Annotated in this window: 24 protein-coding genes and 1 pseudogene; 17 read left to right on the top strand and 8 right to left on the bottom strand. The window is 65.3% G+C overall.

Annotated elements, in window-relative coordinates:
- The first annotated feature begins 351 nt into the window (after positions 1 to 351).
- The 7 genes from CF161_RS19500 (at position 352) to CF161_RS19530 (ending at position 7104) form a co-directional block, all read left to right on the top strand.
- Positions 352 to 657, top strand: a complete 306-nt coding sequence (locus CF161_RS19500) for a hypothetical protein (RefSeq protein ID WP_020298320.1) — start codon at positions 352 to 354, stop codon at positions 655 to 657.
- Entirely contained in the window at positions 650 to 1555 is a 906-nt protein-coding gene (gene ltnD / locus CF161_RS19505) for an L-threonate dehydrogenase (RefSeq protein ID WP_020298321.1), read from the top strand. The genes CF161_RS19500 and ltnD overlap by 8 nt, the downstream gene beginning before the upstream one ends.
- A 10-nt stretch (positions 1556 to 1565) precedes the next feature.
- Positions 1566 to 2858 (top strand): 3-oxo-tetronate kinase, encoded by a 1293-nt coding sequence (gene otnK, locus CF161_RS19510; protein WP_020298322.1) that lies wholly within the window; start codon positions 1566 to 1568, stop codon positions 2856 to 2858.
- Positions 2859 to 2878: 20 nt separating this feature from the next.
- Positions 2879 to 3517 carry an aldolase gene (locus tag CF161_RS19515; RefSeq protein WP_043229878.1) on the top strand — a complete coding sequence of 213 codons (639 nt, stop codon included), beginning with the start codon at positions 2879 to 2881 and terminating at the stop codon, positions 3515 to 3517.
- A 176-nt stretch (positions 3518 to 3693) separates the two neighbouring features.
- Positions 3694 to 5154 (top strand): GntP family transporter, encoded by a 1461-nt coding sequence (locus CF161_RS19520; RefSeq protein WP_020298324.1) that lies wholly within the window; start codon positions 3694 to 3696, stop codon positions 5152 to 5154.
- A gap of 21 nt (positions 5155 to 5175) precedes the next feature.
- Positions 5176 to 5958, top strand: a complete 783-nt coding sequence (gene otnI / locus CF161_RS19525) for a 2-oxo-tetronate isomerase (protein ID WP_020298325.1) — start codon at positions 5176 to 5178, stop codon at positions 5956 to 5958.
- A 69-nt stretch (positions 5959 to 6027) separates the two neighbouring features.
- The gene (locus CF161_RS19530; protein ID WP_020298326.1) at positions 6028 to 7104 is read left to right on the top strand and encodes an alpha/beta fold hydrolase; all 1077 of its coding nucleotides are present in this window, start codon (positions 6028 to 6030) and stop codon (positions 7102 to 7104) included.
- 87 nt (positions 7105 to 7191) lie between these two features.
- Here the strand turns inward: CF161_RS19530 and CF161_RS19535 are convergent, their stop codons facing one another.
- The gene (locus CF161_RS19535; RefSeq protein WP_020298327.1) at positions 7192 to 7998 is read right to left on the bottom strand and encodes a DeoR/GlpR family DNA-binding transcription regulator; all 807 of its coding nucleotides are present in this window, start codon (positions 7996 to 7998) and stop codon (positions 7192 to 7194) included.
- Between the two features lie 159 nt (positions 7999 to 8157).
- Between CF161_RS19535 and CF161_RS19540 the strand changes: the two genes are divergently transcribed.
- Complete coding sequence (locus CF161_RS19540) at positions 8158 to 8493, top strand: hypothetical protein (protein WP_020298328.1); 336 nt, start codon at positions 8158 to 8160, stop codon at positions 8491 to 8493.
- Here the strand turns inward: CF161_RS19540 and CF161_RS19545 are convergent, their stop codons facing one another.
- Both CF161_RS19545 and CF161_RS19550 read right to left on the bottom strand, forming a co-directional pair.
- Positions 8494 to 8817 carry a hypothetical protein gene (locus tag CF161_RS19545; protein WP_020298329.1) on the bottom strand — a complete coding sequence of 108 codons (324 nt, stop codon included), beginning with the start codon at positions 8815 to 8817 and terminating at the stop codon, positions 8494 to 8496.
- A 63-nt stretch (positions 8818 to 8880) separates the two neighbouring features.
- Positions 8881 to 9312: a hypothetical protein gene (locus CF161_RS19550; protein ID WP_020298330.1), complete on the bottom strand. Its 432-nt coding sequence runs from the start codon at positions 9310 to 9312 to the stop codon at positions 8881 to 8883.
- Positions 9313 to 9671: 359 nt separating this feature from the next.
- Between CF161_RS19550 and fabV the strand changes: the two genes are divergently transcribed.
- From fabV to CF161_RS19580, 6 genes are all read left to right on the top strand, one after another.
- Positions 9672 to 10868, top strand: coding sequence for an enoyl-ACP reductase FabV (fabV, locus tag CF161_RS19555; protein WP_020298331.1), 1197 nt, complete (start codon positions 9672 to 9674; stop codon positions 10866 to 10868).
- A 194-nt stretch (positions 10869 to 11062) separates the two neighbouring features.
- A complete protein-coding gene (locus CF161_RS19560) occupies positions 11063 to 11761 on the top strand; it encodes an AzlC family ABC transporter permease (RefSeq protein WP_020298332.1) in 699 nt (232 codons plus the stop codon).
- Complete coding sequence (locus CF161_RS19565) at positions 11761 to 12072, top strand: AzlD domain-containing protein (RefSeq protein WP_020298333.1); 312 nt, start codon at positions 11761 to 11763, stop codon at positions 12070 to 12072. Before CF161_RS19560 ends, CF161_RS19565 begins: the two co-directional genes overlap by 1 nt.
- A 53-nt stretch (positions 12073 to 12125) precedes the next feature.
- Positions 12126 to 13115: an SMI1/KNR4 family protein gene (locus tag CF161_RS19570; protein ID WP_020298334.1), complete on the top strand. Its 990-nt coding sequence runs from the start codon at positions 12126 to 12128 to the stop codon at positions 13113 to 13115.
- Entirely contained in the window at positions 13112 to 14071 is a 960-nt protein-coding gene (locus tag CF161_RS19575) for an NUDIX domain-containing protein (protein WP_020298335.1), read from the top strand. The genes CF161_RS19570 and CF161_RS19575 overlap by 4 nt, the downstream gene beginning before the upstream one ends.
- 179 nt (positions 14072 to 14250) lie before the next feature.
- Entirely contained in the window at positions 14251 to 16827 is a 2577-nt protein-coding gene (locus tag CF161_RS19580) for an EAL domain-containing protein (protein ID WP_020298336.1), read from the top strand.
- Between the two features lie 3 nt (positions 16828 to 16830).
- On the opposite strand, the gene CF161_RS19585 is transcribed toward CF161_RS19580, so the two are convergent.
- Positions 16831 to 18243: a DUF2252 domain-containing protein gene (locus CF161_RS19585; RefSeq protein ID WP_020298337.1), complete on the bottom strand. Its 1413-nt coding sequence runs from the start codon at positions 18241 to 18243 to the stop codon at positions 16831 to 16833.
- A 165-nt stretch (positions 18244 to 18408) separates the two neighbouring features.
- Complete coding sequence (locus CF161_RS19590) at positions 18409 to 18966, bottom strand: hypothetical protein (RefSeq protein WP_043229880.1); 558 nt, start codon at positions 18964 to 18966, stop codon at positions 18409 to 18411.
- A gap of 168 nt (positions 18967 to 19134) precedes the next feature.
- On the opposite strand from CF161_RS19590, the gene CF161_RS19595 reads away from it, so the two are divergent.
- Positions 19135 to 20061, top strand: coding sequence for a pyridoxal-phosphate dependent enzyme (locus CF161_RS19595; protein ID WP_020298339.1), 927 nt, complete (start codon positions 19135 to 19137; stop codon positions 20059 to 20061).
- Here the strand turns inward: CF161_RS19595 and CF161_RS19600 are convergent.
- Positions 20055 to 20870 carry an AraC family transcriptional regulator gene (locus CF161_RS19600; protein ID WP_020298340.1) on the bottom strand — a complete coding sequence of 272 codons (816 nt, stop codon included), beginning with the start codon at positions 20868 to 20870 and terminating at the stop codon, positions 20055 to 20057. The two genes, CF161_RS19595 and CF161_RS19600, sit on opposite strands and share 7 nt — an antisense overlap.
- 100 nt (positions 20871 to 20970) lie before the next feature.
- A complete protein-coding gene (locus CF161_RS19605; protein ID WP_020298341.1) occupies positions 20971 to 21372 on the bottom strand; it encodes a hypothetical protein in 402 nt (133 codons plus the stop codon).
- A gap of 124 nt (positions 21373 to 21496) precedes the next feature.
- Here CF161_RS19605 and CF161_RS19610 point away from each other — a divergent pair, with 124 nt between their 5' ends.
- Together CF161_RS19610 and CF161_RS19615 are read left to right on the top strand one after the other, a co-directional pair.
- Positions 21497 to 22285: a DeoR/GlpR family DNA-binding transcription regulator gene (locus CF161_RS19610; RefSeq protein WP_020298342.1), complete on the top strand. Its 789-nt coding sequence runs from the start codon at positions 21497 to 21499 to the stop codon at positions 22283 to 22285.
- A 161-nt stretch (positions 22286 to 22446) separates the two neighbouring features.
- On the top strand, positions 22447 to 24474 hold the full coding sequence (locus tag CF161_RS19615) for a hypothetical protein (RefSeq protein WP_156882702.1): 2028 nt from the start codon (positions 22447 to 22449) through the stop codon (positions 24472 to 24474).
- Here CF161_RS19615 and CF161_RS33460 read toward each other — a convergent pair.
- Positions 24471 to 24648, bottom strand: a pseudogene (locus CF161_RS33460) (LysR family transcriptional regulator); the annotation flags it as partial. The gene CF161_RS19615 and the pseudogene CF161_RS33460 overlap by 4 nt on opposite strands.

The raw sequence follows: 24648 nt of genomic DNA on the forward strand, positions 1-24648 counted from the left end.
CAGCCCGGCAAGGGGGTCAACGCCAGTGCGATGAGGGGCGCTACCGTCAGTCGGTGGCCCTGTGTCCCGAGCATCGACCCGGGCCTGGGCGCTTGAACTGATCCAGGTCAGGGTTGCTGGCGCTGTTCGGCCGAATATCGAGGCTGGCCGACGCGCGGTAGAGCGCTCGCGTCCCTGGCGCCGGGCGGCGCGGTATCGGTGGTGGCGGCTGGGCGGCGAGGCGGGCTGAGAAGGGTGGCTGTGTGAGTGTTGATGTTAAAAAATGTTAGATTGAAAAATAACTTCACATAATCCGTTCATTGGTGGATTATCTGTTCCAACCTGACAACAAAACCAAGCAGGATGGCCCTCATGTACGACAAGGCCCCGTTGCACCCGCCGAGCGCCAAGGCTCCTCGGTCGGCCCATGCCCCCTCTTTGCATGCCTCGCTGCGCGTTGCCCGCGCCGAACCCGCCGAGCTGCTGGCCGCCGCCTTTGGCGTCAGCCCTGCGGTGATCCGGCACGCCGTATCGCTGCTCACTGCTCCCGTCGCCGAACAGGCGCTGCCCGGGAGCGCGCTGATCAGCGCCAACCTCTATTCCCTCGACGCGGCCCGCCGCCTGCGCGCTGCCGCGCAGGGAACGCCGTCGCCTATTTCTGGAGTTGTTCATGAATAACAAAAACGTCGGTGTTGTCGGTCTCGGTGCCATGGGCCTGGGTATCGCCCGCTCGCTGTTGCGCAGCGGCTTCAATGTGCATGCCTGCGATGTGCGCGCCGCGGTCACCGAGCAGTTCGCCAGTGAAGGCGGGGTGGCGTGTGCCAGCGCCGCGCAGATGGCCGCCGAATGTGACGTGATCATCACCGTGGTGGTGAACGCCGAGCAGACTGAAAGCGTGTTGTTCGGCGACGGTGCGGCGGTTGCGGCCCTGCGCCCCGGCAGCCTGGTGATCGGCTGTGCCACCGTGGCCCCGACCTACGCCGTGGACCTCGGGCAGCGCCTGGCCGAGCAAGGCCTGCTGTACCTCGATGCGCCGATCTCCGGTGGCGCGGCCAAGGCGGCAGCCGGCGAAATGACCATGATGACCTCGGGCCCGGCCGAGGCCTACGCCAAGGCCGAGGCGATCCTGGCCGGCATGGCGGGCAAGGTCTACCGCCTGGGCGATGCCCATGGCTTGGGGTCCAAGGTCAAGATCATCAACCAACTGCTGGCCGGGGTGCACATTGCCGCCTCCGCCGAAGCCATGGCCCTGGGCCTGCGTGAAGGGGTGGACGCCGACGCCCTGTACGAAGTGATCACCCACAGCGCCGGCAACTCGTGGATGTTTGAAAACCGCGTGCCGCACATCCTCAAGGCCGACTACACGCCGCTGTCCGCGGTGGATATTTTCGTCAAGGACCTGGGCCTGGTGCTGGATACCGCCCGTGCCAGCAAATTCCCGCTGCCGCTGTCGGCCACCGCGCACCAGATGTTCATGCAGGCCTCCAGCGCCGGTTTCGGGCGCGAGGATGACTCGGCCGTGATCAAGATTTTCCCGGGCATCGAGTTGCCGACCGCCAAGCCCGAGTCTGTGTGAGGACCGCCCCATGAGCCCGACCCTTTCCCGCCCGTTGCTGGGCTGCATCGCCGATGACTTCACCGGCGCCACTGACCTGGCCAACATGCTGGTGCGCGGCGGCATGCGCACCGTGCAAAGCATCGGCATCCCCAGTCGCGAAGTGGCGGCGGGGCTGGATGCCGACGCCATCGTCATCGCCCTCAAATCCCGCACCACGCCGGTCAATGACGCGGTGGCCGAGTCCCTCGCCGCCCTGAACTGGCTGCGCGAGCAAGGCTGCGAGCAGATTTTCTTCAAGTACTGCTCGACCTTCGATTCCACCGCCGCCGGCAATATCGGCCAGGTCAGCGAGGCCTTGCTCAAGGCCCTGGGCAGTGACTTCACCCTGGCCTGCCCGGCATTTCCGGAGAACGGCCGGACCCTTTTCCGTGGCCACCTGTTTGTCCAGGACCAGTTGCTCAGCGAGTCGGGCATGCAGCATCACCCGTTGACGCCGATGACCGACGCCAACCTGGTGCGCGTGCTGCAATCCCAGACCACGCAGAAAGTCGGCCTGTTGCGCTACGACAGCGTCGCCCAGGGCGTCGAGGCGGTTCGGGCAAAGATCGCCGAACTGCGGGCCCAGGGCGTGGGCATGGCCATCGCCGATGCGCTTTCCGACCAGGACCTCTATACCCTGGGCGCCTCCTGCGCCGACCTGCCGCTGCTGACCGGTGGCTCGGGGCTGGCCCTGGGCCTGCCGGAGAACTTCCGCCGTGCCGGCAAGCTGCGTGACTTCGATGTGTCGAGCCTGCCGACCGTGGCCGGTGGCGAAGTGGTCCTGGCCGGCAGTGCCTCGGTGGCGACCATTGGCCAGGTGGCGGCCTGGCTGGAAGCCGATCGCCCGGCCCTGCGCATCAACCCGATGGCCCTGGCCGCCGGCGAACCGGTGGTGGCGCAAGCCCTGGCCTTTGCCCGCGAGCAGCAGCACACGGTGTTGATCTACGCCACCAGCACCCCGGACGAGGTCAAGTCGGTGCAGCAGCAACTGGGTGTCGAGCGTGCCGGGGCCCTGGTGGAAAATGCCCTGGGCGAGATCGCCAAGGGGCTGCGCCAGGCTGGGGTACGGCGCTTTGTGATTGCCGGTGGCGAAACGTCCGGTGCGGTGGTCAAGGCCCTGGGCGTGCAACTGTTGCAGATCGGCGCGCAGATCGACCCAGGCGTGCCGGCCACTGTCAGCGGGGGCGACGAGCCCCTGGCCCTGGCGTTGAAGTCCGGCAACTTCGGCGGTCGGGATTTCTTCGCCAAGGCCCTCAAGCAACTGGCGGGAGATGCCCCATGAGCACGGCAGTCCAAAGCGCCCTGAGCAAGGAAAACGCCCTGCGCGAAGAGATCTGCGACGTCGGTCGCAGCCTCTATCAGCGCGGCTATACCGTGGGCAGCGCGGGCAATATCAGCGCGCGCCTGGACGATGGCTGGCTGATCACCCCGACCGATGTCTGCCTCGGGCGCCTGGACCCGGCGGCCATTGCCAAGGTCAACCTGGCGGGGGAGTGGGTGTCCGGCGACAAGCCGTCCAAGACCCTGGCCCTGCATCGCCAGGTCTACGATCGCAACCCGGGCGTGGGCGGGGTGGTGCACACCCATTCCACGCACCTGGTGGCACTGACCCTGGCCGGTGTCTGGCAGGCGGATGACATCCTGCCGCCGCTGACCCCGTACCAGGTGATGAAGGTCGGGCACATCCCGCTGATCGGTTACCAGCGCCCCGGCTCGCCGAACGTCGCCGAACAGGTGGCGCAACTGGCCAACCGGGTACGTGGGGTGATGCTCGAGCGCCTGGGCCCGGTGGTCTGGGAAAGCTCGGTGTCCAGGGCCAGCTACGCCCTGGAAGAACTCGAAGAAACCGCGCGCCTGTGGCTGATGACCCAGCCCCGGCCGGAGCCGCTGAGTCAGGCGGCCCTGGACGAGTTGCGCGAAACCTTCGGTGCCGCCTGGTAGGGCACCAGTACTCACTTGACCCAAGGTAAATGCAGGCAGGCCATGGGAGACGCATTGCGACTCCGGTGGAGACCGGTCTGCCTGAAAAACAATAACAACAGGACTTCACCCATGACGTATCCCGACTGCAGTCTCGTTAACACACTATCCCTGGTCCGCGACGGAGGGCTGGCATCATGAGCCCGCTGATCCTGATGCTGATCGCCGGCGTGGGCATCGCCACGCTGTTGTTCCTGGTGCTCAAGTACAAGTTCCAGCCCTTTGTCGCGCTGATGCTGGTGAGCATCCTGGTGGCGCTGGTGGCCGGGGTCAAACCGGCAGACCTGGTGGCCACCATTGAAGGCGGCATGGGCAAGACCCTGGGCCACATCGCGATCATCATTGCCCTGGGGGCGATGATCGGACGCATCATCGAGCTTTCCGGTGGTGCCGAGGCCCTGGCCAAGACCCTGATCGAACGCTTCGGCAACCGCCGTACACCGCTGGCGCTGACCATTGCCGGCTTCATCATCGGCGTGCCGGTGTTCTTCGAGGTCGGGGTCATCATCCTGATGCCGCTGGCCTATGGCCTGGCCCGCAAGGCGCGCAAGCCGCTGCTGATCTTCGCCCTGCCAATGTGTGCGGCGCTGCTCACCGTGCACGCGTTCCTGCCGCCGCATCCGGGCGCTGTGGCCGCCGCCAGCCAACTGGGCGCGGACCTGGGCCGGGTGCTGATGTTCGGCCTGCCGCTGACCGCTTTCCTGTGCTACGTCGGCTACCGTGTGGCCGGGCGCATGACCCGTCGCTTCTACCCGATGACCGACGATATCCGCGCCGAAGTCTATGGCCCTCACGTCACCAACGCCGACCTCGAAGCCTGGAACAACGGCTCCAGCCAAACCAGCGCCCAGGCCACCGCGGCCGTGTCCCACATGGGCCTGGAAGAGTCCACCAGCAGCATCGTGTCCAAGCTGCCGCCGGCGCCACCACCGGGTTTCGGCCTGATCGTCAGCCTGATTCTGCTGCCGATCGTCCTGATTCTCCTGGGCACCCTGGCCACTTCGCTGCTGCCCCCCGAGTCGACCCTGCGCGGGATCATGACCGTGCTCGGCGCGCCCCTGGTGGCGCTGCTGATCGACACCTTGCTCTGTGCCTGGCTGCTGGGTTCGCGTCGCGGCTGGAGCCGGTCCCAGGTCTCGGATGTGATCGGTTCGGCCCTGCCGGGCGTGGCCATGGTGATCCTGATCGCCGGTGCCGGCGGTGTGTTCGGCAAGGTCCTGGTGGACACCGGGATCGGTGCCGTGGTCTCCGACATGCTGCGCACCACGGGCCTGCCAGTGCTGGCCCTGGGCTTTTTGCTGACCATGCTGCTGCGTGCGGTGCAAGGTTCGACCACCGTGGCCCTGGTGACCACCGCCGGGATCATCGCGCCGCTGATCGCGACCCTCAACCTGACCCCCAATCACATGGCCCTGCTGTGCCTGGCCATGGGCGGTGGCGGGTTGGCGATGTCCCACATCAACGACGCCGGCTACTGGATCTTCACCAAGCTGGCCGGGCTTAATGTCGCCGACGGCCTGCGTACCTGGACCGTGATCACCACCTTGCTCGGCACTTTGGGTTTCTTGATTACCCTGTTGATCTGGCCTTTTGTCTGACCCTTTGTCCCAGGAGTTAACATGCCTCGTTTTGCTGCCAACCTCAGCATGCTCTACCCGCAACACGAGTTTCTCGACCGTTTCGCCGCCGCCGCGGCCGATGGTTTCGAAGCGGTGGAGTACCTGTTTCCGTACGACTACAGCGCCCAGGAACTCAAGCAGCGCCTGGGCGACAACGGCCTGGTCCAGGCCTTGTTCAACGCGCCACCGGGCGACTGGGCGGCGGGCGAGCGGGGCACCGTGAGCCTGCCCGGGCGCGAGAGTGAATTTCGCACCGGCTTCGACCGCGCCCTGGAATACGCCGCGGTGCTGGGCAACTCGCGGATCCACGTGATGGCCGGCCTGCTGCCGTCCGAAAACGACCGCGCGCGGCACCACGGCGTGTACCTGGAAAACCTGGCCTATGCCAGTGCCCAGGCGGCCAAGGTCGGGGTCACGGTGTTGCTCGAACCGATCAATACCCGCGACATGCCGGGCTTTTTCCTCAATCGCCAGGACCAGGCCCAGGCCATCTGCCGGGAAGTCGGGGCCAGCAACCTCAAGGTGCAGTTCGACTGCTACCACTGCCAGATCGTCGAAGGTGACCTGGCGGTCAAGCTGCGTCGCGATTTTGCCGGCATTGGCCATATCCAGATCGCCGGCGTGCCGGACCGTCACGAGCCGGACCTGGGGGAGCTGAACTACCCGTACCTGTTCGACCTCATCGACGAGCTGGGGTATGACGGCTGGATCGGCTGCGAATACCGCCCACGGGGCGACACCTCGGCCGGCCTGCAATGGCTGCGCGACTGGAAGGCCCGCTAAACCCTCGATGCACCCCCTGCGCGCCGCTCGCGCAGGGGCTCCCAGAACAAAAACAACAGGACTCATCCCATGCAGCGCTTCGCTTCCCGGCCCGCTATCGGGCTGCTGTTTTCCCTGCTTTTCACCGGCTCCACCCTCAGCGCCGCGCCCTTGCCGGAGGCCACCGAAGGGGACTGGGTGGCCCCCGAATTCACCTTCCATACCGGTGAAAAGCTGGCCAATCTGAAACTGCACTACATCACCCTCGGCAATCCGAAAAAACCGGCCATCCTCTACCTGCACGGCACCTACCGCCCTGGCAGCGATGTGCTGAGCAAGGACTTTGGCGGCGAACTGTTCGGCCCCGGCCAGCCGCTGGACGCCAGCAAGTACTACATCATTTCCACCGATGGCATCGGCGTCGGCCAGTCGAGCAAGCCTTCGGACGGGCTGCGGGCCAAATTCCCCGCGTACAACTACGCAGACATGGTCCAGGCTCAGTACCGGCTGGTGACCGAGGGCCTGGGGGTCAAGCACCTGCGGCTGGTCATCGGCAATTCCATGGGCGGCATGCAAACCTGGATGTGGGGCCAGACCTGGCCGCAGATGATGGATGCCCTGGTGCCCATGGCGTCGCAGCCGACCGAGATGTCGTCGCGCAACTGGATGATGCGCCGGCTGCTGGTGGAGTCGATCAAGCAGGACCCGGCCTGGAACAACGGCAACTACAGCGTCCAGCCACCGTCCCTGCGCCTGGCCAATGCGCTGTTCAGCGTTGGCACCAGTGGCGGCACGCTGGCGTATCAGGCGGCTGCACCGACCCGGGCCCTGGCCGACAAACTGGTGGATGAGCGCCTCAACGCGGCGCAAACCGCCGACGCCAATGACTTTATCTACCAGTGGCAATCGTCCGCCGACTACAACGCTGCCCCGGGCCTCGGCAAGATCCAGGCCCCGGTGCTGGCCATCAACTCGGCCGATGACGAGCGCAACCCGCCGGAAACCGGCACCCTGGAAGCCTCGCTGCGCCAGCTCAAGAACGCGCGGCTGGTGCTGATCCCGGCCAGCGCCGAGACCCGCGGCCACGGCACCACCGGCATGGCCAGGTTCTACGCCAGGGAACTGGGCCTGTTTATGCAACAAACCGAAAAACCCCAGCCCCGGTAGCCGTTGCCGAGGCACGAGGCTGCGCTGGCCGGATCTGTCGCCGTGGTGGGTCAGGGGGGGATGTCGCGTCAGCAGCTACAGGGTTGTTTACTCGGGGAGCAGCAGCTCGACGCCTTGTTTGCGAATCCCATCTGCCGCTGCCGGGGCCAGGGCGGCGTCGCTGATGATGACGTCGAACTGCTCCAGGCCGGCGATGCGGTACATGCTGAAGGTGCCGTATTTCGAACTGCTGGCCACCAGCACCACCTGGGACGCCGACTGCATCGCCACCTGCTTGACCTCGACCTTCAGCGCCGAAGGGGTGGTGATGCCACGGCGCAGGTCCCAGGAACTGGTGGACATAAAAGCAATGTCGGTCACCATCTGGCGCAAGGTGGTCACGGCCAGGCCGCCGACGCAGGAATGGTTGGAGTGGTCGAGCTGGCCGCCGGTGTGGATCACCGTCACTTGCGGCGCCTCCATCAACGCCTGTACCACCCCGAAATCATTGGTGACCACGGTCATGCCCGAGAGCGCCTTGATGTAGGGCACGATTTCCAGGGTGCTGGTGCCTGCGTCCAGGTACACCGTCATGTCCGCGCGTAACAGGCGGGCGGCCAATTTGGCCATGGCCTGCTTCTGCGGCAGCTCGACCACCGCCTTGGACTGATGGCTTGGCTCGCTGTGCAACTGGCTGGCGATGCGCACCCCACCGGTGACCGAATAGGCCCGGCCTTCCTGCTCCAGCAGGGCGATATCGCGGCGCACGGTCATGTGCGAGCAATCGAACATTTCCATCAACTGATGCACGCTCAGCACCTGGTGCTTGCGCAACTGACGCAGGATCTGCTCGCGACGTTGCTCCGGAATCATCGGCGCGCCATTGTCGGTGGCGATGTCCTTGGGATTGGGCATTCGGGCTCCAGGGTGGCTTGACGGCACAGGCAGGAAAACGGGAACACATAGTAGCGAATCCCGCACTGGCGGACGAGGGATTGTGCCGTGCCGCTGAGGTTTTTTCAGGGGCCGGGTTATGATCCCCACCCCCCGAAATTGTTCCGAGGACCCGCCCCCATGTGCACCCCGCAAAACTACTGCAACGGCCGCCTGCGCGTCAGCCTGGAGCCTCGGGAAATGCGCATGAGCCACTGGCTGTATGCGCCCAAGGTCGAGGCCCTGGGCCAGGGCCGGGTGCTGCTGGATCTGAGCAGCGGGCAATGGGACTTGCTGGCGGCGGATGAGTCGGCCTTGGGCCTCGATCTGCGCCTGCGCAAGTACCCTGGGGATCGTCGGGAAGTGACCCTGAACATTCACCTGGCCGACCTGAGCCTGTGGCTCGATGGCCAGGCGGTTGCCGAGGCAGAGCTGGAGGCGGCGCTGGACGCCGCCCTCGACCGGCCCCAGGGCTAGTCAGCCGGTGGCCGCCTCGATCAGTTGCGCATAGGCCTGGGCTTCCAGTTCGCCGCTGCCGCTGATGGCTTCGCCGGCTTCGTTGTACAGCGCAAAGTCATGCTGTTCGTCGCCGATGCTGGCGGCGCCGTCCAGGCCCAGCAACAGGCTGTACAGCTGGTCGGTCAAGGCGCCATCGATCACCGCCAGGACCTGGGCCTTCTGTTGCGCGGTCAGCGCCAGGGCCTGCAACTGCTGGCCGACCTGGGTCTGGTCGCCGAGCAGGCTGTGCAGGTAGTGGTCTTTTTGCTTTTTGCAGTTGGCGACCAGGGTCTTGGCATCCATCGGCGAGGGGTTCCTTGTGCTTGCAAATACGTGGCTGAAGAAGGGGCGCGCAGGTAATCAAGCTCAGGCGTCTTCCCGAGGCAGGGTGCCCAGCAGTTCGCGGGCGCCAAAAATAGCCGGGCCGCTGACGAATATACGAAACCGCGGGTCGTCAGGGCCGCCGTAGGGAATCCAGTCCTGGGTCGGGTTGAGTCCCGCCGCGTGCAACCCGGCATACAGCTCGTCGGCTTTGGTCTGGCTGCGGAAAAAACCGACACAGTGGTTGTGGGGCAACGCCAGTATCAGTTGCAGAAAGTAGCGACAGGCCTGGTCTTCATCCTTGGACACATACTCCGGCGGCTCCGCCTGGCCGCGTTCGGTGTAGAACACGCGCCACTGCGGGCCGTGCTTGACCAGGCAGTAGGCGTCGGAGGCGCCCCGGTCGGAGCCAATGCTGTACGAGCGCGGGTTGCAGCCGGCGTCATGCAGCAGTTTTGCCAGTACTTGGATATCCATGACGCGGGTGTTTTTCCTTGGGTCCATTCGGGGCTGGCGCGGGCGGAGCGTGCCAGGCGGGGCATTGTGGCCAATCTGCGGGCGGCTCGATAGCCCGGCGTGCTGCGGGATTTTCCGCGCGGCGCACCCTGGGCGCAGGGTAACTGCTAGAGTTTTGCCGCTTGCGGCTACGCAATCCGGGTCCGGGGCACTAGAATCCCCGGGTTGTACCCACCGTGATCAGTTGGATAACGAGTCTAAATTGGCTGCATTGCCAATCTCGCCGTGACGCGAAGGCGTTCCGAGCGTCTATGAACTTGAACTCGTGACACTGCTACAGCCCGTATTGGCTCTTGGCATATTGAATTTGGAGATTGTGTATGGTCATCAAACCCCGCGTTCGCGGCTTTATCTGTGTGACGACCCACCCGGTCGGCTGCGAGGCCAACGTCAAGCAACAGATCGACTACGTCACTGAACAGGGCGCCATCGACGCTGGGCCAAAGAACGTACTGGTGCTCGGCGCATCCACCGGCTACGGCCTGGCGGCGCGGATTACCGCGGCCTTCGGTTGCGGCGCCAACACCCTGGGGGTGTTCTTCGAGCGCGGCAGCGTTGACGGCAAGCTCGGAACTGCCGGCTGGTACAACACCGCCGCCTTCCACAAATTTGCCGAAGAAAAAGGCCTGTACGCCAAGAGCATCAACGGTGATGCGTTCTCCGATGCGGTCAAGGCCGAGACCATCGAGACCATCAAGCGCGACCTGGGCAAGATCGACCTGGTGGTCTACAGCCTGGCTGCACCGCGCCGTACCCACCCGAAAACCGGCGAAGTCCTGAGCTCGACCCTCAAGCCGCTGGGCAAATCGGTGACCCTGCGCGGTGTGGACACCGACAAGGAAATCGTCAAGGAAACCACGCTGCAGCCTGCGACCCAGGAAGAAATCGACGGCACCATCGCGGTCATGGGTGGCGAAGACTGGCAGATGTGGATCGACGCACTGCACGACGCCGGCGTGCTGGCCGAAGGCGCGAAAACCACCGCCTTCACCTACCTGGGCGAGAAGCTGACCCACGACATCTACTGGAACGGTTCCATTGGCGAAGCCAAGAAGGACCTGGACCACAAGGTCATCGGCATGCGCAAGCAGCTGGCAGACCTGCACGGCGATGCCCGTGTATCGGTGCTCAAGGCCGTGGTGACCCAGGCCAGCTCGGCGATCCCGATCATGCCGCTGTACCTGTCGCTGCTGTTCAAGGTCATGAAAGAGCAGGGCAGTCACGAAGGTTGCATCGAGCAGGTGTACGGTCTGTATAAAAACAGCCTCTACGCCGAGACTCCGGTGATCGACCAGGAAGGCCGCCTGCGTGCCGACTACAAGGAACTGGAGCCGCAAGTCCAGGACCGGGTCAAGGCGCTGTGGGACCAGGTCACCAGCGAAAACCTCTACGAAATGACCGACTTCGTCGGCTACAAGCAAGAGTTCCTGCGCCTGTTCGGGTTCGAGATCCCGGGTGTCGACTACGAAGCCGACGTCGATCCGGACGTGAAGATCGCCAATCTGGTGCAAATGTAAGCCGCACCGTCTTGCGCGTGACCGCCAACGCCCCTCCCTCGTGAGGGGCGTTGTCATTTGTGGCCGCTGCCACAGGCTGCGCTGGTTCGACACTCACGGCGTCCGCCATGACATGGGCAAATGCGCAAGATTGTTCAAGCCAACAGCCTCCGGGGCTGGCACAGTCGCTGTCCATTTAGGGAATGCAGGGTTTTATGTCCAGCCAGCTTTTGCCGCGCGCCGCCTTTGTGCGCGGTGCCATTGCCATCATTCCACTGTCCCTGGCGACCGCGCCCTGGGGACTGCTCGCCGGGTCCATGGCCATCGAGGCCAACCTCACGCCGCTGCAAGGGCAGGGGCTGTCGGGCATCGTGTTTGCCGGTGCCGCGCAATTGGTGGCGATCGGCATGCTCAAGGGCGGTGCCGGGGTTTTCTCGATCCTGCTGACCACCTTGCTCCTGACCTCCCAGCACTTGCTCTACGGCATGAGCCTGCGCTCGGTGATTTCCCCCTTGCCGGGGCGCTGGCGCATGGGGCTGGGCTTTTTGCTCACTGACGAGTTGTTCGCCCTGATCAGCGCCCATGACCGGGAGCAGTTCAACCGCTGGTACGCCCTGGGCGTGGGCCTGACGTTTTACGTGGCCTGGAACCTGTTCACCCTGGCTGGCATCGTCCTCGGCAAGAGCATTCCCGGGTTGGAGCACCTGGGCCTGGACTTTTCCATCGCCGCGACCTTTATCGCCCTGATCACGCCCCTGGTGCGCAACGTGCCGACCGTGGTCTGTGTCGCCGTCTCGCTGTTCTGCTCGGTGCTTTTCAGCTACTTGCAGTGGGGGTCGGCGCTGGTTCTGTCGGGGCTGGCGGGCATGACCGCGGGCTTTATCTGCAACAAGCTGTATCGGGAGCGCACATGATGGTCTGGGCAGTGATTTTCGGCATGGGGTTCCTGGTCTTCCTCAACCGCTACGTGTTTCTAGAGCCGCGCCTGCCGCTGCGGCTGGGCAGCAATGCCCGGCAGTTTCTCGGTTTTGCCGTACCGGGCATGCTAACCGCGATCTGCGGGCCGATCGTGTTCATGCCCGACCACCAGTTGAACCTGCAATGGCACAACCCGTACCTGCTCAGTTCGCTGGTGGCCATCGCGCTGGTGGTCTTCACCCGCAACACCTTGCTCAGCATGTTGTTGAGCATGGCGTTCTTTTTTCTGCTGCGCTGGTGGATGTGAGGAACGGTTGAGGTAGCCTTGGCGCCTGCCTTTTACCGCAAGGGATGCACCGGATGAGCGAGCTGCTGCACGATATCGACCTGACGAGTTTCTGGGAGCCGAACACCCGCGGCGACAGCCATGACCAGCCCCCGGACGATCAACTGATCGCCGAGCTGGAACAGGCCCTGGGCTACCGCCTGCCGGCGTCCTATATCGCCTTCATGAAGCGCCACAATGGCGGCCGGCCCCAACTGAGCTGCTTCCCCACCGAGGAGTGGACGTCCTGGGCCGAGGACCATTGCGCCATCGACAGCTTCCTCAGCATCGGCCGCCGCCAGCGCTCGTCGTTGGGAGGTGAGCACGGCAGCCGGTTCATGATCGAGGAGTGGGGCTACCCGGACCTCGGCGTCTACATCTGCAGCTGCCCCTCGGCCGGGCACGACATGATCGCCCTCGACTACCGCGAGTGCGGCCCGCAGGGTGAGCCGCAGGTGGTGCACGTCGATCAGGAAGGCGATTACCAGGTGACCTTCCTCGCCCGCAACTTCGAAGCGTTCATCCGTGGCCTGGTGTCGCCCGAGGTCTATGACACCTCGGAGCAGGACTATCTGGATGACCGGCTGAAGGTCTGCGAGGCGCCGTTTTCCGAAGTGCTGGGGGAGCTGATCAGGCATTTCGACGGACTGCCCGACACCGGCGCGGCGATCCGCCGGGTGGCGTTGCAGATCGTCGAGCAGAAACGTTATTTCGCCTTGCACGCCGACCCCTTGTCGCAGCTGCTGTACGACCTGCAGTTCTGGCTCTACCAGAGCCGGCACCCGGTGCAGACCCAGGAACAATACCTGGCCAGCTACAGCGAAATGATCGCCTTCGGCAAAGGCTTCGGCACCGGCGGTTACGCCCCCGGGTTTATCAGCGACTGGTGGGCCGCCCGGGTTGAAGGCGGGCAATTGAAGCAGGGCGAGGCAGGCTTTGCCCTGACCCAGGCTCATATCAACCGCATGCTCGAGCAACTGGCAGAGGTGCCGAGCCCTACCGACCTGAACAAGGACCTTGCATGAGTCAGCCCCGGGTACAGATCACCGACGAACAGTTGCTCTCGGACAACTGGTACATCCTCAAGAAGTACAGCTTCAATCTGCAGCGCCGCGACGGTAGCTGGCAGGCGCAGACCCGCGAGGTGTATGACCGCGGCAATGGCGCGACCATCCTCCTGTACAACCTGGCGCAGCGCACCGTGCTCCTGACCCGCCAGTTCCGCATGCCGGCGTTCGTCAATGAGCACAGCGGGTTTCTGATCGAGGCGGCGGCCGGCTTGCTGGACAACGCCAGCCCCGAGCAGCGGATCCGCCAGGAGGCCGAGGAAGAGACCGGCTACCGGGTGCAGGCGGTGGAAAAAATCTTCCAGGCCTTCATGAGCCCGGGCTCGGTCACCGAGCGTATCCACTTTTTCATCGGCCAGTACCAGGCCCGGGACCGCATCGGCGACGGCGGAGGCCTGGAGGAGGAGGGCGAAGACATCGAAGTCCTGGAGCTGGGCTTCGAGCAGGCCCTGGCCATGGTCAAGTCCGGCGAGATCGTCGATGGCAAAACCATCATGCTCTTGCAGTACCTGGAGCTGCACCTGATGGCGCCGCGCAGCCTGATGATCCTGGTCGCCGGCCCGTACCGCGCCGGCACCGACGATGACCCGGCACGCCTGGCGGCCAACGTCGAGGCCATGGAGCAATGCGCCGCCGACCTGCTCAAGGCCGGGCATTTTCCGGTGCTGGGGGAGTGGGTGGCCTTGCCCATGACCCGTTTGGCGGGTTCCCGCGCGGTGGGCGACGAGCTGTACAACGCCCACTTTCATGCGTACGCCGAAGGCCTGTTGCAACGCTGCGACGCGGTGCTGCGCATCGGCGGCCCCTCGGCGGGCGCCGACCGCATGGTGGCCCATGGCGAGCAGTTGGGCTTGCCGATTTACCGTGGGCTGGAGCAGGTCCCGCCATTCGTGGCGGCCACCGCCGAGGCCTGAGCCAGACCTTCGCCGAGGCCCGGAGGCAATACCGGGCGTCGGCCAGGGGGCGCCGTGGCCGGGTTTCTGCGGTTTGCAGGCTGGCTCGCGGAAAAAACTGTCTATCGTCAAAGGGCAGGTGAGAGCACCACCGGGGTCGCCCAGGTTGGCGGCGGTGTCGCGCTCGCACCCGGAGGATTATGGACAATCTCAGCGTCGATCCCGAGCAACGGCCCGCGACCCGGACCTCCAACCTGTCCCTGACCCGCGCCACCCTGCTGGGCTGTTCGTTACTGTTGCTGGCGATCTTTCTGCTTACCAGCGGCCTGCTGATCTATATCGCCCTGGGCCAGAACCGCGAGGCCGAGGCGCACAACCGTTTCGATATCGAAAAGGCGCTGCAGGTTTTCGATAAATCCGCGCGCTCCACGGTCAAGGACTATGCCTTCTGGGGTGACGCCTACCGACACCTGCACCAGAGCGTCGACACCGACTGGGCCTTTGGCCGGCAGAACCTGGGCTCGACGCTGTTCAGCGACCTGGGTTTTGACGGCGTGTTCGTGCTCGATCCGAGCAATCGCCCGGTGTACTCGCTGATCGAGGGCCGGTTGCAGACCGCTGCGCCCCCGGACTGGCTCCACGACATCCCGCCGCAATTGCTGGAGCGCGCGCGCCAGAGCGCCGCCAGCGATGAAGCGGCCAGTCTTTTTGTCGACCTGCAAGGCACCCCGGCCCTGGTGGCTGCCGCGGCCCTGACCCCGGGCACCGATCCCTCGGTCGAGGCCGACAGCGGGCCGGCCTCGGTGCTGGTGTTTGTCGCGCGCCTGGCGCCTCAGCGTCTGGCGGCCCTGGGCCAGGATTTCGGCGTCGAGCAGTTGCACGTCGGCGGTACGCAAGCCGACCTGCCCGCAGTGGGCCTGCCCGACGCCGCCGGGGTGCTGCAATGGGTGCCGGCGCGGCCCGGGCAGCAGTTGCTGGTGCTGGTCTTGCCGCTGTTGGGCATTGCCGGGCTGGTGTTTGCCCTGATGACCGCCTTTATCCTGCGCCGGGCCACGGCGGCGGCCCGGGCCATGGATGCCCACTACAACTCGTTGCAGGCCAGCCGCTGGGCGTTGGCGGCCAGCGAGGAGCGCTTTCGCGATGTGGCCGAGGCGGCGTCCGACTGGATCTGGGAACTCGACGGGCAACTGCGTTTCACCTACCTCTCCGAACGCTTTGAAACCATCACCGGCCTGTCTCGCACCACCTGCCTGGGGCGTCCGGTGGACGAGGTACTGGCCTCCGACCAGGGGCCCTTGTCGCAATGGTTCAAGGACCATGCACGGCGGGCCAATGCCATCGTCCAGTGCAACTACTTCGCGGGGGATGGCCAGCCACGGATCTGCCGCTTGTCGGTGCGCGAGATGGAGGGCCGGGGCTATCGCGGCACCGCCAGCGACATCACCGAAGAAGTCGAGGCCCGCAGGCGCATCGAATACCTGTCCCAGCACGATGCCTTGACCGGCCTGGCCAACCGCTCGCGGATGCAGGAGTTCATCGAGGGCAAGCTCAAGGCCACGCCGACCCTGGAGGAGCCGCTGCTGATGCTGAGCATCGACCTCGATCGCTTCAAACCGGTCAACGACCTGCTCGGGCATGCCGCCGGGGACCTGGTGCTGAACCAGGTCTCCCAGCGCCTGCAACAGTGCCTGCGCAGCGATGACCTGGTGGCGCGCATCGGCGGCGACGAGTTTGTGCTGGTGGTGGCCGGCATGCACTCCCAGGACGAGGTCGAGAGCCTGTGCCGGCGCCTGATCGAACGGATCGAGGAGCCGTTCCAGATCGCCGAGCATGAAGTCTTTATCAGCGCCAGCATCGGCATCGCCATGGCCCCGGCCGACGCCATCCTGGCCGAGGAACTGCTGCGCTACGCCGATATCGCGCTGTATGAAGCCAAGGACGCCGGGCGCGCCACCTGGCGCTTTTACGCCGGCGACATGAACGCGCGGATCATCGAGCGCCGCCAGCTCGAGAGCGACCTGCGCCACGCGATCAAGCATGGCGAACTGCGCCTGGACTTCCAGCCGCGCTACCGCATCGAGGGCCAGCGCCTGGCCGGGGCCGAGGCGCTGGTGCGCTGGCAGCATCCGCAGCGCGGACTGTTGGGGCCGGATCGGTTTATCCATATCGCCGAGGAAACCGGCTTGATCCTGCCCCTGAGCAACTGGGTGCTGCAGCACGCCTGCGAGGCGGCGGCGAGTTGGCCGGAAGAGGTGATGATCTCGGTCAACCTGTCGCCCACCGAATTCCAGCGCGGGCACCTGGTGGCGCGGGTCAAGGCGGTGCTGGCCGAGACCGGGCTGAACCCGGCGCGTCTGGAACTGGAGCTGACCGAAAGCGTGATGCTCGACGATGCCCAGGGTGCGCTGGTCATCATGCAGGGCCTCAAGGCCCTGGGGGTGCGGCTGCTGATGGACGATTTCGGCACCGGCTACTCGTCCCTGAGTTACCTGCGCTCGTTCCCGTTCGATGGCCTGAAGATCGACCGCAGTTTTGTCGGTGGCCTGACCGCCAGCGGCGGCGACCATTCGATCATCCAGGCGATTGTCGGCCTGGGGCGCGCGCTGTCGCTGACGGTCACCGCCGAGGGCGTGGAAACCATCGACCAGTTGCAGGCGCTGGGCGCTATCCGGTGCGACGAGGCCCAGGGTTTCTACCTCAACCAGCCGATGGATGCCCAGGCCATCAAGGCACTGCTGGGCGCCCGGGACCCGGCCGCAGACACCACGCCCAACTGAGGTTCAAGGCAGATGGTCGGCGGCAAAATCCGCCTCTGAACGCGCCTGCAAGCGGCCCTTGCGGCAGGCTTGCTGGAAGCGTTCGAAGTCCCGCTCGTTTTGCGTGGCATAGGCCTTGGCGTACTGCCACAGGGCTTCGGCCAGGGTTTCGCTCTTGCCGATATAACCGCTGATCAATGCTGCCTGCCCCGAGGCCTTGGCGTGGGCCCGAGCCAGGGCCCGGCCGCAGATCCGCGCGTAGGCGGCGAAGGTTTCGGCGTCGAAGGTTTCCAGTTCCGCCGAGACCTTCATGTCGCGCAGTTGGCGCACGTAGAAATGCCGGCCATTGGGCCCGGTGGTCCAGCCCAGGAACAGGTCGCTGGCGGACTGCATCAGGCGCTGGCCCTCGACCACGCGCTGGCCATTATGGCTGGGGCGCGATTTGCCGCGCACGTAGCCGGCCAGCACCGAGCGCCGGGCCTCCTTGAACTGCAGGAACAGCGGCCGCTCCTGGTCGTCGGTCAGCAGCGACACCAGGCAGCGGGTGCCGACACTGCCCACGCCCACCACCTTGAACGCCAGGTCCCGGGCCTTGAAGCGCGCCAGCAGGTCGCGCCGGTCGGCCTGCAAGGTGCCGCGATAGTCGCGCATCAAGGTCTCGTACAGCGGCCGCCAGTCCCCCAGGCGCATCCAGTCATCGTCGGCGTCGAGCAGGGTGGTGTTCTTGTGCAGGTGGAAGATTTCCGGCAGATCGTCGCGAATCCGCAGGCGGCCCCGGGCATCGCGTTCGCTGATCTTGGGCAGCAGCTCGGCGTGGGTGCGCCGCTCGGCCTTGTCCATGGCGCGCTGCACGTGCTCCAGGGTGGCGCGGTTGGACTGCGCCTGTTCCAGCAGGTCTTCATAGGTCAGGGCGTCGTACCAGATATCCAGCGCACTTTCCCCGGCGCAGTTGGCCATGCTGCGCTGGTAGGCGCCCACCAGTTGCCGGCACAGTTCTTCCTCGACCGCTGCGCCGTGGCGCAGGTCGCGGGCGGCGATCAGAAAACTCGCCACCAGGCGCTTGAGGTCCCACTCCCAGGGCCCGGGGTGGACTTCATCGAAGTCGTTGACGCTGAACAGCAGGTTGCGTTCCGGGGTGGCGAAACCGCCGAAATTCATCAGGTGGCAATCACCGCAGATGGTCGAGGACAGCCCCATGTCGGGGGTGGTGGAAAGGTCGTGGGCCTGGAGCAGGGCATTGCCGCGATAGAAGGTGAAGGGCGAGACCAGCATGCGCCCGTAGCGCAACTCCACCAGCGAGCGCACCCGGCCCTGGCTTGAGGCTTCGATCAGTGGCAGCGGGTCGCGCTTGATCTTGCCGGGGGCGGCCTGACTGCTGCGCGGGCATTGCTTGCGGGCTTGCTTGCCGAGTTTGAGACGGTCGTCGACGCTGCTCATGGGGGGCGGTTTTCCGGGTGGGCCGAGGCAGTCGCCGCTTGGCAGCGCGCCGAGGGCCGATGGCCTTCGGCATCGCTGATAACGGCGGGAAGTTGGATGAAACGCTAGCAGGAATCCGCCGCTTGGCCAGGGCCCCGCGCTGCTCCAGGCGCGATGGGCCTGGGCTTAGGGCGGTGACAGGTCGCGGCGGTAAATCGTCAATTCGTTATTGCTGGCCAGGACCAGAATCGTGCCGCAGGGCGAAAAGCCGAAGGCGCGCATTTCCCGTTCGATCGCCAGCTTGTGCATGACGCCAGGCCGGTCGTGGAGGTCGCCGTACAGCCAGGAGCCCGGCGCCAGCAGAAGCAGATGCTGTTCCGGCCAGCACAGGGTCACGCTTTCGACCATCCAGCCATCGTGGGTGCCCAGCAGCAGGCCACCGCCGTTGATGCCGCTCATGCGCAGGGTCTTGCCGGCCAGTGGGCCGATGCCTGGGGTTTCCAGGTGCAGGTCGCTGTCGAAACCTTCGCGGTAGTCGCGGGCGATTTTCTCGCCGCTGTGGCAGTCGATCACGCTGCGCCCGGCGCTGGACGTTACCAGCAGCATCGGCAGGTCGCGGTCAAAACCCACTTCCAGCAGGCTGCCGGCGGCCATCTCGGTGACCAGCCTCCAGGGCAGCGGCGCGGCGCTGAGCGGCATCTGCGCGACCTTGTGGCGTATGGCATCGAGGGAATCTTGGGGCATATCGAACAGTCCGCTGGGCAAGGGGGGAGATCGTGGTGGCCGGTGCAGGCCAGGCCGCCCATGCATTTACCAGACTCGGGGCCGGGGCTGCAATTTTTTACAAGCCGGGGGTGGTATCGACTCAGTAGCCTGGGGCTCTATTTCCTGCTGGCAAAAAAGGCTGATCCGATGCTGCATATCCGCACCCCGTTGATTCTTCACCCCGGCCTTTCGAGCCCGACCCGGCGCATCTGGCTCAAGCTGGAAAACCTGCAACCCAGCGGCTCGTTCAAGATGCGCGGCATGGGCCTGATGTGCAGCCAGGCGGCGGAGCAGGGCAAGCGCCGGGTGATCTGCGCCTCTGGCGGCAATGCCGGTTTGGCCACGGCGGTGGCGGCCGCCCGCCTGGGGCTGGGCGCCTGCATCGTGGTGCCCGATACCACCTCGCCGATGACCCGGCAACGGATCGCCGCCATCGGCGCCGAAGTGATCGTTCACGGCTCGGTCTGGGACCAGTCCAACCAACTGGCCCTGGAGCTGGCCGAAGACCCGGACAGCCAGTACGTGCCGGCCTTCGACCACCCGACCCTGTGGCAGGGGCACAGCAGCATGGTCGATGAAATCCTCGAAGACTGCCCCCAGGTCGACACCCTGGTCGCCTCGGTGGGCGGGGGTGGCCTGCTGGCCGGGTTGCTCACCGGGCTCAAGCGTCATGGCCGCACCGATTGCCGCATCGTCGCCTGTGAAACCCAAGGCGCAGCGTCCTTTGCCGCAGCGCTCGCGGCCGGGCACCCGGTGCAGCTGGATGAGGTCAAGACGGTCGCCAGCACCCTGGCCGCACGCCAGGTGGCCCTCGGGCCGGTGCAGATGATCGCCGAGTTCCAGCACCGCAGCGTGGTGCTGTCGGATGCCGAGGCGATCATGGGCGTGGTGCGCTACGCCGATGATCTGCGGCAATTGGTCGAACCTTCCTGCGGCGTGTCGCTGGCGGTGGCCTACCTCGATCACCCGGCCCTGGCCGAGGCCCGGGATGTGGTGATTGTGGTGTGCGGCGGGGTGAGTATCAGCGCGCAGCAGGTTGTCGACTGGCAGGTGCCTGCCGCGCCCCATCAGTAATCCGACGGCGCGACCTTGTAGGCCAGCTTGAACGCCCGGTTGAAGTGGCTCTGGTCGTAAAAACCGACCTCGGCCGCGACCTGGGCGATGCTCTGGCGCCCGCTGGCGAGCAGGCGGCAGGCGTTTTCCAGGCGCAGCCGCAACAGCCAGGCGTAGGGCGTGATGCCGGTGGTCTTGGAAAAGCGCCGCAGAAACTGAAAGCGGCTCAGCCCGCAGAGGCCGGCCAGGTCCTCCAGGCTGATCTTCTGCGCCAGGTGCGCGTGGCAATAATCCAGCAGCGTGGCCCATTGCCGGTGGCCGAGTTTTTCATCGATCGCCTCCGGCTTGACGCTCTGGGAGTGCTCCAGCAATGACTTGACCAGGTGCAGCAATTGCTCATCGGTGGCCAGGGCCGAAACCGATGAATTGCCCGCCAGGCTCTGGTGCACCAGGGCCAGTTGCTGCCACCACTGGGGCGCGCGAATCAGCGCCGGCCGCAGGTGCAGCGGCTGATCGTCGCCACTGATGTCCCGGACCATGGCCGTCATCAGCTCGGCGCTGATGCGAAACGTCTTCAGGGTGTGCATCGCGCCACTGGCGGTATCGCCCACGCCGTCGTGGATCTCGTGGGCCGGCATGAACGACACCGAACCCCGCTCCAGGCACGCCGACGTGCCGCGATAACCAATCTTCTCCATGCCCCGGGTCACCAGGCCGACGTGAAAGTCGAGGTGGAAGTGGCGCTTGAAACAAAAACCGCCGAGGTCGGCTTCACCCAGCACCAGCCCCGGGGTTTGCGTGACCTGATGGTATTGAACGCGGCCTGGCATGGGGGGCTCTGGGGTTTTCTCGGGGCGGGGTGGCGATCATAAACCAGCCGGGACAGGGCGCGACACCCGCAGATTACGGAGTGCAGGGCGGGGTTTGAAATTACGCGTCACGCAGCAAGTCGCGAGAGTTGAGGAGTTCGTAGGCGATTTCCGGGTTTTTTTCCAGGCCGCGGCGAATGGCGGCGGGGATTGACTGGCGGGTCTTGCGGCACAGGCCCGGCAGCTCGTCGATATGGATGCCGATGCCGCGCATGCTGCGCACTTCGTTGAAACCCGGGGCGATCTCCAGGCGGATGCCCAATTGCTCGTAGAGCCGGCGTTGCAGGAACTCGAGGTCTTGCAGGCTCTTGAGGTTTTCCAGGCGCTCAAGCAGGCGCTTTTCCTCCTGGCGGGTCAGGCCGAGGATGCGCAGGTCCGCCCCGGGTTGGTCGAGCAGGCGCTCGCGCTCGCAGATGCAGGCACCGGGTGGGCAGGGTTGACGGAGCGGGGGAATGGGCGTCATGGGGCCAATCATAGCCACCTGTTATCGGCTTTGCCCATGGGCAGCGGCGAAAGCCGTGGCGGCGCATTGTGCTCGGCCCCGGGTTTGGCTAATCTCGCGCAAACCCGCATAAGCAGGCACAAACATGCACAGTGAACATTCCCTCGCCGAACTGCCTTCCCTGCGTCGGCAGAAAATCCTGCTGCTGCTCGAACGCGACGGCAAGGTCATGGCCGCGCAGTTGAGCCAGCATTTCGCCGTGTCCGAAGACACCATCCGCCGCGACCTGGCCGAGCTGGCCAGCGCCGGCCTGGTGCAGCGGGTGCATGGCGGCGCGCTGCCGCGGCCCCGGGACACCGGCAAGGACTACCTGACGCGCATGGGGGAAGTCAGCGAGATCAAGCGCCAGCTGGCGCAACACGCGGCGCGACGGGTGGAGGATGGGCAGATCGTGCTGTTCGATTCCGGCACTACCACCCTGATGATCGCCCAGTCCCTGGCGCCCCGGCTGACGATCACCGCCGTCACCGCCTCACCGATGATCGCCATGACCCTGGCCGAACACAGCGGGATCAAGGTGATCCTTGCCGGCGGCCAGCTCAACCCAATTACCATGGCGGCCACCGGGCACGAGGCGCTGCGGCTGATCCAGGGCATCAAGGCCGACCTGCTGTTCACCGGGGTCTGCGCGATCCACCCCCAGGTCGGCATCAGTACCCTGCATTTCGATGAACTGCCGCTCAAGCAGGCCATGCTCGACAGTGCGTCCCAGGTCATCGCGGTCACCACCGCCGATAAGCTGGGTGCGGTCGAGCCCTTTGTGGTCGCGCCCTGCAACCGGCTGCACAGCATGATCACCGAGCGCTACCTGGCCTCGGGCGATATCGAGGCGTATCGGCAGCTGGGGATCGAGGTGGTGCAGGTGGATGGCTAGGGGCGTGGCGGTGGAGCCTGGCAGGGCGGCACTCGGGATCAGCGGATCAAACAGGCAGGGAGCGGGTAAACGTGGTGGCTGACGGCAAGATATACGCAAGTCCCCTGGCAACGGGCGGCGCGGGAAACAGCTTTGAGCATCTGGTTCAGGCCTATTACCTGTTGCTGCTGATCACTGGCCATCGCACCGACCTGGGCCGTGGGCCGCTGGTGCAGATTCAGTTTCAGGGCCAGCTATCCGGCCTGGCCACCGATGACATCATCTGCACCCATCAGCTTGGAGATACCCGTACCCGGGTCTATATGCAGTGCAAGATCACCTTGCATGCCCGGGCTTCCGATAGCGCGTTCTGCAAGGCGCTGACCGGGGCCTGGGGCGATTTCGCGGCTGGCAGTGATAGCGACTCGTGTTTCACCCGTGGCGTCGATCGGCTGGTGGTGGTCTGTGATCCGGCGACCTCGAGCGAGTCCATAAAAGACGCCGCGCACGTGACCGAACTGGCAAGAGCCTCTGTCGGCGCCCAGGATTTCGCGCAAAAGTGCAGGTACAAAAAAACCAGCAGGATGCTGGACACCATCAGGGCCGTGGTCATGCCGCAGGCCCAGGGCGGCGAAGAGGACGCCACGCAGCTTTGGGCGTTTTTGCAGTCGCTGTGGTTTTACCGTCACGACCTGAACGCCGAAGGCTCAGTGGAAAACAGCGCCATTATGGCGATGATTGCCGGCCACTTTGGCGCCGAGCCATCGCCCACATTTATCTGGGCGAGGTTGGTCCTGCTGGCGACGCAATTGAATCGCCATGGCGCAACCGTGGACCGGCAGACGATCCTGGAGCATCTCGGCCCCGAGCTGGCCACCCGCGTCGAGCCTGCGCAAGGCCGGGTGAACGCGGGCGAGGCCAGCCCGTTCCTGCTGGCCTCGCGCTATGGCCCGCCGGGGATTGCGCGTTTCCCCTTCAATTCGCCGCTCCAGGCTTTCGAGAAAACACCCGAGCTTCAGGGGTTCGATTTGGTTGGGGTGACCGCCGAACCGGTGTCGGCTTTGCTGGCATTGCGCGGGCTGAGGGTGCGCGCCTATTTCGAAAAGGACCGCATCAGCGCGTCCCGGGTGTTCCAGGACGCTTTGCAGCGCAGCCTCTGGGCGCTGGACAGCATGGCCGGCAGTTTTGATGACAAAGCCTGCCTGGCGTTGTTTGTGCTGCTCAATGCCGACAATCCGTGGTTGCAGTATCAGGCGGTGTTGTGGGCACGTGGTTATCGGATCAGCGACCTGAAAGCGTCGAACGAGGTGGTGGAGTCCCTGGAAAAAATCGATTTCTATTTGAATCGCGGCGTCTTCGATCGGGAGTGGCGGTTGAAGGATGCCGAAAGGGCCAGGGTGATCCGGTCTGGGGTTCGGGAGTTGCGCACGTTCGATATTACCCGTGAGCTGCAAGCCAAGTTTTTCAGGGCTATGACCGGACAACCCAAGCCACCTGAGTGTGAAGATCCGCAGGAGTTGGACCGCTTCTGGTCCATGCGCTGGAATGCATTCGATCTGGGCTACGACTATCGCCATCCGGAGCACCACACCGCCTCCCAGACGGGGATTGCCGGGGTCGTCACCTTCGAGGCCCTGATGCGGGTGGTGCAGGGTGGTTGCGTCAGCGAAGCCCTGGGGCGTTACGAACTGTGCACGTCGGAACTGACGTTTGATCGCTTGCTCAGCGCCCGGGTCGATCTGGCGGCCCACGTGGCCAGGGGCATGCAGCGCTTATCGGGCAATGACTGCCTGGTGCTGGCGGAACTGGACAAGCTGCTGGGGGCCTGTCTGCCCGGTGCCGAGGCGGGCCTGTCCAGGGGCCGCTTGACGGTGTTGCCGGTGCCACGGGAGTTCCCGTTGTTAGCCGATGAGGTGTTTGACCTGGATTTCGAAAACATCAGCCTGCTGCCGGCGTTCGAAGCGCAAGCCCGGGCCGCCCATGGGGCCACCCGCAGCGAGCAACTGGAGTTCGTGGAGGAGTCGATCAGGCACCGCCCGCCGTACACCGCGCCCTATACCCTGATGGGCAGCGGCAGCCTGTATGCCGACCTGATCCTGGCCAGGATGTTGCGCAGCAAGCTGTTCGCCAACAGCCGCAGCGAAGGCGAGGCGGCCAATATGCATGGGCTTGGGGTCGAGCAGTTGCGCATCACCAAGGTCTTTGATTAATCCACGGCCTGGCGTTCCAGGCTGGCGGCAATCAGCGTCGCCAATTGCTCGACCTCCGGCGCCGGCCGCTGCTGCGCGCGGTGCAGCCTGTAGCCCAGGGCCGGCAGCGGCGGCAGGCCGTCGAGGACCTGCAGATGAGCGGGAAGGCCGATGCGGGTGCGCAGGGTGACGCCA

The sequence above is a fragment of the Pseudomonas sp. CF161 genome (assembly GCF_000416215.1).
Taxonomy (GTDB): Bacteria; Pseudomonadota; Gammaproteobacteria; order Pseudomonadales; family Pseudomonadaceae; genus Aquipseudomonas.